The 9,308-nt window shown below is 69.3% G+C and carries 10 protein-coding genes and 1 pseudogene; 7 read left to right on the forward strand and 4 right to left on the reverse strand.

Annotated features, from left to right (window positions below):
* The 6 genes and pseudogenes from E3T28_RS16790 to E3T28_RS06005 form a co-directional block, all read left to right on the forward strand.
* Positions 1-444, forward strand: a pseudogene (locus tag E3T28_RS16790) (hypothetical protein); the annotation flags it as partial.
* Between the two features lie 54 nt (positions 445-498).
* Complete coding sequence (locus E3T28_RS16795; RefSeq protein ID WP_166786938.1) at positions 499-669, forward strand: hypothetical protein; 171 nt, start codon at positions 499-501, stop codon at positions 667-669.
* An 81-nt stretch (positions 670-750) separates the two neighbouring features.
* Positions 751-2,886, forward strand: a complete 2,136-nt coding sequence (locus E3T28_RS05990) for an APC family permease (RefSeq protein ID WP_241979191.1) — start codon at positions 751-753, stop codon at positions 2,884-2,886.
* A 3-nt stretch (positions 2,887-2,889) separates the two neighbouring features.
* Positions 2,890-3,300 (forward strand): fluoride efflux transporter FluC, encoded by a 411-nt coding sequence (locus tag E3T28_RS05995; protein WP_134428878.1) that lies wholly within the window; start codon positions 2,890-2,892, stop codon positions 3,298-3,300.
* Positions 3,297-3,665 (forward strand): fluoride efflux transporter CrcB, encoded by a 369-nt coding sequence (gene crcB / locus E3T28_RS06000; RefSeq protein ID WP_134428880.1) that lies wholly within the window; start codon positions 3,297-3,299, stop codon positions 3,663-3,665. Before E3T28_RS05995 ends, crcB begins: the two co-directional genes overlap by 4 nt.
* A gap of 171 nt (positions 3,666-3,836) precedes the next feature.
* Positions 3,837-4,100: a DUF3073 domain-containing protein gene (locus E3T28_RS06005; RefSeq protein WP_134428882.1), complete on the forward strand. Its 264-nt coding sequence runs from the start codon at positions 3,837-3,839 to the stop codon at positions 4,098-4,100.
* A 220-nt stretch (positions 4,101-4,320) separates the two neighbouring features.
* Here E3T28_RS06005 and purM read toward each other — a convergent pair whose 3' ends face one another.
* The 3 genes from purM to E3T28_RS06020 all read right to left on the reverse strand — a co-directional run bounded on the left by purM (position 4,321) and on the right by E3T28_RS06020 (position 7,491).
* Positions 4,321-5,424, reverse strand: a complete 1,104-nt coding sequence (gene purM, locus E3T28_RS06010; RefSeq protein WP_134428884.1) for a phosphoribosylformylglycinamidine cyclo-ligase — start codon at positions 5,422-5,424, stop codon at positions 4,321-4,323.
* Positions 5,421-7,031, reverse strand: coding sequence for an amidophosphoribosyltransferase (purF, locus tag E3T28_RS06015; RefSeq protein ID WP_166786939.1), 1,611 nt, complete (start codon positions 7,029-7,031; stop codon positions 5,421-5,423). The genes purM and purF overlap by 4 nt, the downstream gene beginning before the upstream one ends.
* 61 nt (positions 7,032-7,092) lie before the next feature.
* Positions 7,093-7,491: a hypothetical protein gene (locus E3T28_RS06020; RefSeq protein ID WP_134428886.1), complete on the reverse strand. Its 399-nt coding sequence runs from the start codon at positions 7,489-7,491 to the stop codon at positions 7,093-7,095.
* A gap of 89 nt (positions 7,492-7,580) precedes the next feature.
* On the opposite strand from E3T28_RS06020, the gene E3T28_RS06025 reads away from it, so the two are divergent.
* Entirely contained in the window at positions 7,581-8,552 is a 972-nt protein-coding gene (locus E3T28_RS06025) for a ribokinase (RefSeq protein WP_134428888.1), read from the forward strand.
* A 229-nt stretch (positions 8,553-8,781) separates the two neighbouring features.
* On the opposite strand, the gene E3T28_RS06030 is transcribed toward E3T28_RS06025, so the two are convergent.
* Positions 8,782-9,141 (reverse strand): sterol carrier family protein, encoded by a 360-nt coding sequence (locus tag E3T28_RS06030; RefSeq protein ID WP_134428890.1) that lies wholly within the window; start codon positions 9,139-9,141, stop codon positions 8,782-8,784.
* Positions 9,142-9,308 lie beyond the last annotated feature (167 nt).

Here is a 9,308-nt window from a genome sequence, read left to right on the forward strand (position 1 = left end):
AATGCCGCGCGCACCGCGGCCGGCGCCGCGGCAGGCGCGGCAGCCGGTGCCGCCGCCGGGGCGCGAGCCGGTGCGGCAGCCGCATCAGCCGCCGCATCAGGCGCCGCATCAGCCGCCGCATCAGGCGCCACAGGATGGCACACCGGTGCAGCGGAAGCGGACGCGACCGGCGGCACACCGGACACCGCGGACGGCGGAGCGGGCGCACGCGCCGGAACCGAAGAGAACACGGGATCCACCGCCTCATCGACGCCCGACCCGCGTCTCGAGTCCAACCGGGCGTTGCACGAGGCCGATCTGGTGCTGAACGAGTTTCGGCAGCAGCTGCGGGCCGACCTGCGCCAGGCCGCCACACGTTCGGGCGTGCCGGCCGGCCTCGTGCCGGAGCTGCGGGCCCGCCTGGTCGAGGTGCGCGCGGACATCCTGACCGCCCTGAACCGGTAGCGCGGTTAGGGACCGTCGGGGAGGGCCGCGATCTCCGCGGCAGTGGGGTGGCGCATGTGGGTGCGCACCCCCGAACGGTTATCAGTACGCATGATGACCGACAGCGATCGCGGCTCACCGATCCCCGGCGCCGCGCGCGGCACATCGGTCATCGGTCATCGGTCATCGGTCATCGGTCATCGGTCATCGGTCATCGGTCATCGGTCATCGGTCATCGAGGATTGACACACGGTCTGACCACACGAGCCCGACACGCCCGCGCGGCGGCCGTCTCCCATGGATTTGACAGGGGAATCCAAGGGAGTAATGTCGTCCCTCGTGACACCAGAGGGAGCCCCCCAGGCACCAGAAACACGTTCACCGAAACGGTGGATCATCGGCGACCCGCTCTCGACCGAAAAGCTCGACGGCCAGCTGCTGCCCAAGCACCTCGCCCTCCCCATCTTCGCGAGTGATCCGCTGTCGAGCGTCGCGTACGCTCCGCAGGAGCTCCTGATGATCCTGACGCTCGGTGGGCTGGCCTTTCTCAGCTTCGCGCCCTGGGTCGCGGCGTGCGTCGTGCTGCTGCTCGTCGTGGTCGTCGCGTCGTACCGCCAGCTGATCAAGGCTTACCCGTCCGGCGGCGGGGACTACGAGGTCGCCCACAAGAATCTCGGTGAGAAGGCCGGGCTCGTCGTCGCGTCCGCCCTGCTCGTCGACTACGTGATGACCGTGGTCGTGTCGGTGGCCAGCGGCGTGGACAACATCATCTCCGCACTGCCGGGCCTGGCGCCGTTCCGGGTGGAGTTCGCGGTCTTCTTCGTGATCCTGCTCGCGGCGGTCAACCTGCGCGGCGTGCACGAGTCGAGCAAGGCTTTCGCCTTCCCCACCTACTTGTTCATCGCCAGCGTGCTGCTGATGGTCGTCGTGGGCCTCACCCGGGTCGCCCTCGGCGACACCCCGATGGCCGAGTCGGCGAACTACGACGTGGAGGCCCAGAGCCTGGCCCAGTCGGCGTTCATCCTGCTACTTCTGCGCTCCTTCGCGAGTGGGTGCAGCGCGCTCACCGGCGTCGAGGCGATCGCCAACGGGGTGCCGGCGTTCAAACATCCGAAGGTCAAGAACGCCCAGCGCACACTGGTGCTCATGGGCGGCATCGCCATCACGCTCTTCGTCGGCCTGACCGCGCTGGCCCTGTTCTCGAAGGTGCACTACGCGGAGAACCCGTGCGACCTGATCGGCTGGGAGGAGTGCGCGACCTCCCCGCAGCGCAGCCTGATCGCCCAGATCGCGGCCGCCACCTTCGGCAACAACTCGATCATGTTCTTCGTGCTGCAGGCCGCGACGGCGGCCGTGCTGCTGCTGGCCGCCAACACGGCGTTCAACGGATTCCCGCTGCTCGGCTCGGTGCTCGCCAAGGACTCCTACGCCCCGAAATCGCTCAGCACCCGCGGTGACCGCCTGATCTACTCCAACGGCGTGCTCCTGCTGGCCCTCTTCGCCTGCATCATCCTGGTCATCTACCAGGCCAATCTGACCGTGCTGATCCAGCTCTACATCATCGGCGTCTTCGTCTCCTTCACGCTCGGGCAGACCGGCATGGTGCGGCACTGGCTGACCCTCCTGAAGACCAACCCACCGAACCGGGCATCCATCATCGCCAGCCTGTCGATCAACGGCTTCGGCGCTCTGCTCACCGGCGTGGTGCTGATCGTGGTCACGATCACAAAGTTCACCCACGGCGCCTGGCTCGTCTTCGTGCTGATGCCCGTCTTGTTCACCCTCATGCTCGGCGTCAACCGGTACTACCGCGACGTCGCCAAGGAAATCGAAGTGGATGCCGACACCACGTTCGGTTCCTCGGGCGACCACGCGATCGTGCTGGTCGGCAAGATGCAGAAGCCCGTGCTGAAGGCGCTGGACTACGCGATCGCCGCCCGCCACGAGAGCATCGAGGCCGTGCACATCTCCGTCGACGTCGACGAGACCAAGGCGCTCAAACGCGCCTGGGTGCAACAGAACATCCAGGTGCCGTTGCGCATCGTTCAGTCCCCCTACCGGGACATCAGCTGGCCGCTGATCAGCTACATCAAGGACCGGCGCGAGGACCACGGCTCCGAGGTCGTCACCGTCTACACCCCGATCTACATCGTGGGGCACTGGTGGGAGGGCCTGCTTCACAACCACAAGGCCCGGCGACTGCGCCAGAAGCTCATGCTCGTGCACGGCGTCACGATCGCCCTCGTGCCGTGGCTGCTCGACTCCTCGGAGCTCATCTACGGCCGGCGGTCCCGGCCCGTGCCCGGCCAGGACCGCCGCGGCGAGCCCGTGCGTCCCCGCCCGATCCCGCGCCGCCCGCTCGCACCGGCGACCAAGGACATCCCGATCCGGCCCACGCCCGTCGTCGGCACGGTTCCGCCGAAATCCCGGCCGTCGGCCGCCCGCCGCCGCAAGCGGAAGTAGCGGATGCGCCTCGCCCCCGCCGTCTTCCTCGGCGGCACGGTCGGAACGGGCCTCCGGCTCGGCATCGACCTGGCTCTCCCCCACGCCGACACCGCCTTCCCGGCGAGCACGCTGATCGCCAACACGATCGGCGCGTTCGTGCTCGGTTGGCTGGTGGCCGGCCTGTGGACCCGCCCGGGGCTGCCGGCCTGGGTCAAGGCCACCCTCGGCACCGGGCTGCTCGGGTCATTCACCACCTACTCCGCCGTGATGGTCTCCCTCGTGGCGCTCGGTGCGGCCGGGTTCCCGGCGCTCGGCTGGGGCTACCTGGCGGCTACCCTGCTGCTCGGGTTCGGTGCCGCAGCCCTCGGCCTCCGGCTCGGTGCCCTGCACCGCGTGCTGCCGGAGATCCCGGATGCCGGGGGCACCCCATGAACGCCTGGCTGGTCCTCGGCGTACTCATCGCCGGCGGCGCGGCGGCGGTCGTGCGCTTCGTCGTCTCGCGCGCCCTGCCCGTCGGTCCCGGCCGGCTGCCGCTGGGGGTGCTGGTCGTGAACGTGTCCGGGTCGCTGATCGGCGGTGTCGTGCTCGGCCTCGCCGAGCGCGCCGCGGTGTCCGACGATGTGCGGCTGATCCTGTTGACCGGGGTCTGCGGCGGTCTCACCACGTTCAGCACCTGGAGCGTGGAGACCGTCGAATTGGTGCTCACCGGACGCCGGCGAGCAGGCATGGTCAACCTGATCGGCACTCTTCTGCTCGGGTTCGGGGTCTGTGGTGCGGGCTACCTCCTCTTCCGCTGAGGTACAGTGAGTGAACGCTGATTGTGAACGTGTTCGGCGAACCGCTGCCCATGATCCGCATCCGTGGCCCGTTCGGCCCGCCATGCTAAACTGACGGCTAGTTTTCACCATATTCGGCAACTCCCGGGAGACGTTTCTCTCACCCGGCCTGGCATCGTTAGGGGGTCTCGCATGGGGCGCGGCCGTCAAAAAGCAAAGCACACCAAGGTTGCCCGTGAGCTGAAGTACTTCAGCCCGGACACCAATTACAACGCGCTTGAACGCGAGCTCACCGGACATCCGGTCAGCGACCCGCGACTCGACGAAGACTTGGCGAAGTGGCCGGAGTACGAGGCCGGCAAGCCGGGCAAAGACGCTGACACCGACGAAGACGACGAAGACGACGACCAGTACGTCGACCACTACGCCACCGAAGACGAGCAGAAGCGCGCCTGACTCCCGGCTCCGCTGACTCTCGGCTCCGCCTGACTCCCGGCTCCGCTGACTCCCGGCTCCGCTGACTCCCGGCTCCGCTGACTCCCGGCTCCGCTGACTCTCGGCTCCGCCTGCGCTGGCCGGCGGTCGCCGGCATCTGCGCGTGCGCGAAAAAGGCCGCCATCGCTTCACCGATGGCGGCCTTTTTCGCGCACGTGTCCCCTACACGGTGGGTGGATCATTACGCCGCGTAACCGCCGACCAGACGCACGGCGCCACCGTTGACGCCCTTGGCGCCCTGCTCGAAGCCCGTGAAATCGCGCGGGGCGGTCGACACGCGGCCGGTGACCCAGGCCGGCACGCCCTCGGCGGCGAGGCGCGCGATGACGGATGACGCCGATCCGGCCGCGACGACGGCGAACATGCCGACGCCCAGGTTCCAGGTGCCTTCCGAGCTCTCGAGCGAGGAACCGGCCAGTTCGCTGAGCACCCGGAAGACCGGTGCCGGCGACCAGGTGGACCGGTCGACCTCGACCCAGGCGCCGAGCGGGAGCACGCGGGCGAGGTTCGCCGCGATGCCGCCGCCGGTGACGTGGCTGAGCGAGTGCACGACGCCGGACAACTCCGGGTCGGAGAGCACGCTGAGCAGCGGCCCGGTGTAGAGCCGCGTCGGCTCGAGCAGAACCTCGCCGACCACGCCGCCGAGTTCGGCGGACGTGTCGGTGTAGCCGATGCCGTGTCGAGCGAGGATGTGCCGCACGAGCGAGTAGCCGTTGGAGTGCAGCCCGGAGGAGGCCAGCGCCACGACGACGTCGCCGTGGCGCACCTTCTCCGCGCCGAGGACCTGGTCGGCCTCCACCACTCCGGTCGCGGCGCCGGCTACGTCGTAGTCGTCCACGCCGAGAAGGCCGGGGTGCTCGGCGGTCTCGCCGCCGACAAGGGCCGTTCCGGTGGCGGCGCAGGCCCGGGCGATGCCCGCGACGATGTCGGCGATCCGCTCGGGCACCACCTTGCCGCAGGCGATGTAGTCGGTCATGAAGAGCGGGCGGGCCCCGACCACGATGATGTCGTCGACGACCATGCCCACGAGGTCCTGGCCGATCGTGTCGTGCTTGTCGATGGCCTGGGCGATCGCGACCTTGGTGCCCACGCCATCCGTTGACGTGGCCAGCAGCGGGCGCTTGTAACTGGTGAGGAAGGAGACGTCATAGAGGCCGGCGAAACCGCCGAACCCGCCGAGCACCTCGGGGCCGTGCGTGTTCGACACGGCCTCCTTCATCAGGGAGACGGCGAGGTCGCCGGCCGTGGTGTCCACGCCGGCGGCCGCATAGGATGCGTTGCTCATTCTTGTCTTCCTGGGTCACCGATCGGGGACTTGCCCTGCTTGACCAGGGCTTCTTCGTGCTGGGTTCCTGGGCGCAAAGACTTCGCGGAGTCGAGCAGGGGTTCGAGTTCCGAGTCGGGGCCGGGGTCGCATCCGTTCGAGGCGGCGGCCGGGCGTTCCAACAGGTTCTTGCCCAGGTGCGCCGAGTCGGGCAGCGGGATCGGGTAGACCCCGGTGAAGCAGGCGGTGCACAGGCGTTCGGGCGGCTGCTCGGTGGCGGCGATCATGCCCTCCGGCGAGAGGTAGCCGAGCGAGTCGGCGCCGATGGCCTGGCGCACCTCGTCGACGCCGAGGCCGGTCGCGATGAGTTCTGCGCGGGAGGCGAAGTCGATGCCGTAGAAGCAGGGCCAGGTGATCGGCGGGCTCGAGATGCGCACGTGCACCTCGGCGGCGCCGGCCTCCCGCAGCATGCTGACCAGGGCGCGCTGGGTGTTGCCGCGCACGATCGAGTCGTCGACGACGATCAGCCGCTTGCCCTTGATCACGGCCTTGAGCGGGTTGAGCTTGAGCTTGATGCCGCGCTGGCGGATGGTCTCCGACGGTTGGATGAAGGTGCGCCCCACATAGGAGTTCTTCACCAGGCCCTGGCCGAACGGAATTCCGGATGCCTGCGCGTAGCCGATCGCGGCCGGCGTTCCGGACTCGGGGGTCGGGATCACGAGGTCGGCCTCGACCGGGTACTCCTGGGCGAGGCGGCGACCCATCTCGACCCGTGCCTCGTGCACGCCGCGGCCGGCGATGGTGGTGTCGGGCCGGGCCAGGTAGACGTACTCAAACACGCAGCCGGCGGGCTTCGCCTCGGCGAAACGCTGCGTGCGCAGTCCGTCCTCGTCGATCGTGATCAGTTCGCCCGGCTCGACCTCGCGCACGAAGCTGGCGCCCACGATGTCAAGGGCGGCGGTTTCGGACGCGACGACCCAGCCGCGTTCGAGGCGGCCCAGAACCAGCGGTCGCACCCCCTGCGGGTCGCGGGCGGCGTAGAGCGTGGTCTCGTCCATGAAGACCAGGCAGAAGGCACCGCGCAGGCGCGGCAGAACCTCGAGTGCCGTGGCCTCGAGGGTGTGGTCGAGGTCGCCGGTGAACAGGGCGGTGATCACGGCGGTGTCGGTGGTGTTGCCGCGGGCGAGCTCACCCTCCACCTTCGGGTACCGCTCGTGCACGAGCTGCAGCAGCTCGGCCGTGTTGGTGAGATTGCCGTTGTGGCCGAGGGCGACCGTGCCGCCCGAGGTGCGGCCCAGGGTGGGCTGGGCGTTCTGCCAGCTCGACGAGCCGGTGGTGGAATAGCGGGTGTGCCCGACGGCGATGTGGCCGATCAGGGTGCTCAACGCCGCCTCGTTGAAGACCTGGGAGACTAAGCCCATGTCCTTGTAGATCAGGATCTTCGAGCCGTCACTCGTGGCGATCCCGGCCGATTCCTGACCGCGGTGCTGCAGGGCGTAGAGGCCGAAGTAGCTGAGCTTGGCCACCTCTTCGCCGGGAGCCCAGACGCCGAAGACGCCGCAGGCATCCTGCGGCCCCTTCTCTCCGGGAAGTAAATCGTGACTTAATAGTCCGTCGCCGCCAGCCAAATCGGTGCCTCTTCTACTATCAGTGCTCGGGGAATGTGTGCTGAAAGTTGGGGGGGGTGACCTAGTCCCGGCCGGAATTCGACGAGTCGGTTGCGGCATCCGGATCCTCGGAATCGCTTGGCCCGAGAGGTTCCATTCTATCGACGACGACCGTCTTTCCGCGGCGGGAGTTGACTCGGTCGATGATGATCGCGACGACGGCACCCAGGGTGACGCCGAACGTGACGAAGGCGAGCAAGAGGAACCCGAAGACCTGGGTGGCCCCGAACTCGGCGTTCTCGGGGAACACGACCGTGAGCACCAGGGCGGCGATCGCACCGATCAGCGCGCCGAGAAGCATGAAGTTGAAGAAGCGGGGTGAGCGCCGCACGGTGACGGTGGACTTGTCGACGACCGATTCGCCGGCACTCTCGCCGGCGCCGGATTCGGGCTGCTGCTCGGGCTGTTGGTCTGAGTTCACTCCGCTATTCTGACACGATCGATCGCGACTTCGGCTGTGTGTTGACCGGTCCACGTCGACCCTGACCACACGGATGCGAGACTGTCCCGATGAACAGGATTGCGGTACTCGGAAGCGCGACCATGGACCTCATTGTTCGACAGGCCCGGCTGCCCCGACCGGGCGAGACGATGTCCGGCTCAGGCTTCAGCGCCGTGCCGGGCGGCGCCGGGGTGAACCAGGCGGTCGCGGCGGCCCGGCTGGGCGCCGTCGTGGACTTCCTCGGAATGGTGGGAGAGGACGTGCACGGCGCGCAGCTGCGGCTGGTGCTGACGCGTGAGGGAATCGATCATGAGGGACTGGAGTCGACGTCCCGGTGTTCCTCGTCTTCCTCGTCGGAGCCGACCGGCACCGCCCATATCTCCGTCGTGGATTCGGGCGAGAACGCGATCGTCGTCGTCTCCGGGGCCAACGCGGCGCTCACCGGGCTGAGCCGCGCTCAGCACGACACGATCGAACGCGCGGCGTTCCTGGTGCTGCAGTGCGAGCTGCCCGTTTCGGTGTTAACCGAGGGGCTGGCCGCGGCCCGGTCGGCCGGGGCGTTCACCGTGCTCGCTCCGGCACCGGTGATCGCGCTGCCGGACGGCTTCCTCGACCTGGTCGACCTGATCGTGCCGAACCAGCACGAGGCCGCCGCGCTCACGGGTGAGAGCGACCCGGTTCGCGCGGCCGAGCTTCTGAGTGCCGGACGAACGTGGGCCATCGTCACCCTGGGTGCGGAGGGCGCCGTGGTCGCCTTCGACGGCGCCGTGCTCGGCCTCGCTCCGGCCAGGCCGGTACAGGCCGTCGACCGCGCCGCCGTCGGCGACACCTTTGTGGGCGTGCTGGTGGCCCGGCTGGCGGCCGGGGCGCCGCGCGGATGGGCAGGCCGGGCAGAGCCACTCCGGGCGGGGGGCATCACCGAAGCGGAGATGATCGATGCCGTGCGCTGGGCGACGGTCGCGGCATCCGTCTCGGTCAGCCGGCCCGGAGGCACCACCTCGATGCCGACCCTCGCCGAGGTCGCCGCGATCCTCGCCTGACCGCCGGTCCCGCGACCCCGTCCCCGACCCGCGCACGTCCCCACACCACACCGAGGCGCACCACACCGAGGCGCACCGAGGCGACTCTCGCCGAGGCACACCGAGGCGACTCTCGCCGAGTCCGACACTTTCGGCCGACTTCGAGAGGTGCGCGCGTCGAACTCGACCGGAACCATCGAACTCGACGCCCCGCCGGGGGGGGAGGACCCGGAACCCCCGAACTAGACGCTCAGAGCAGGGGCAGGTGCCCCACGAGGTCGGCGCGCTGGCCGGACGCGGCGATGCGCCCGGTCGCGATGCCATCGGCCCAGGAGAGGGTGCCGGTGGCGAGGGCGAGCCAGGTGGGGGCATCCGTTTCGACGACGTTGGGCGGTGTGCCGCGGGTGTGGCGCGGCCCCGCGATGCACTGCACCGCTCCGAACGGCGGCACGCGCACCTCGAGGGTGTTGCCGGTGGCCTGTTCGGCGAGCAGCTGCAGCGTGTAGCGAACAGCGAGGGCTCGGATGTCCCGGCTCGCCTCCCCCTGGTGGGCCGCGTACTCGCGCACCGCCTCGCGTCCCACGCCGTCGTCAATCCTCGCTCGCGCCATGGGACCAGTCTGCCTCCTGACCCCTCCCCACGCGCATTGTGCGCCGCTGCGCGTATGGCACGCCACGCGCGCAGCGGCGCGGCACCAGCGCAGCGCCCGCGCAGCATCCGCGCAGCATCCGCGCAGCACCCGCGCAGCGCGGCTGGCACGCCACGCGCGCAGCGGCG

The sequence above is a fragment of the Cryobacterium sinapicolor genome (assembly GCF_004403465.1).
Taxonomy (GTDB): domain Bacteria; phylum Actinomycetota; class Actinomycetes; order Actinomycetales; family Microbacteriaceae; genus Cryobacterium; species Cryobacterium sinapicolor.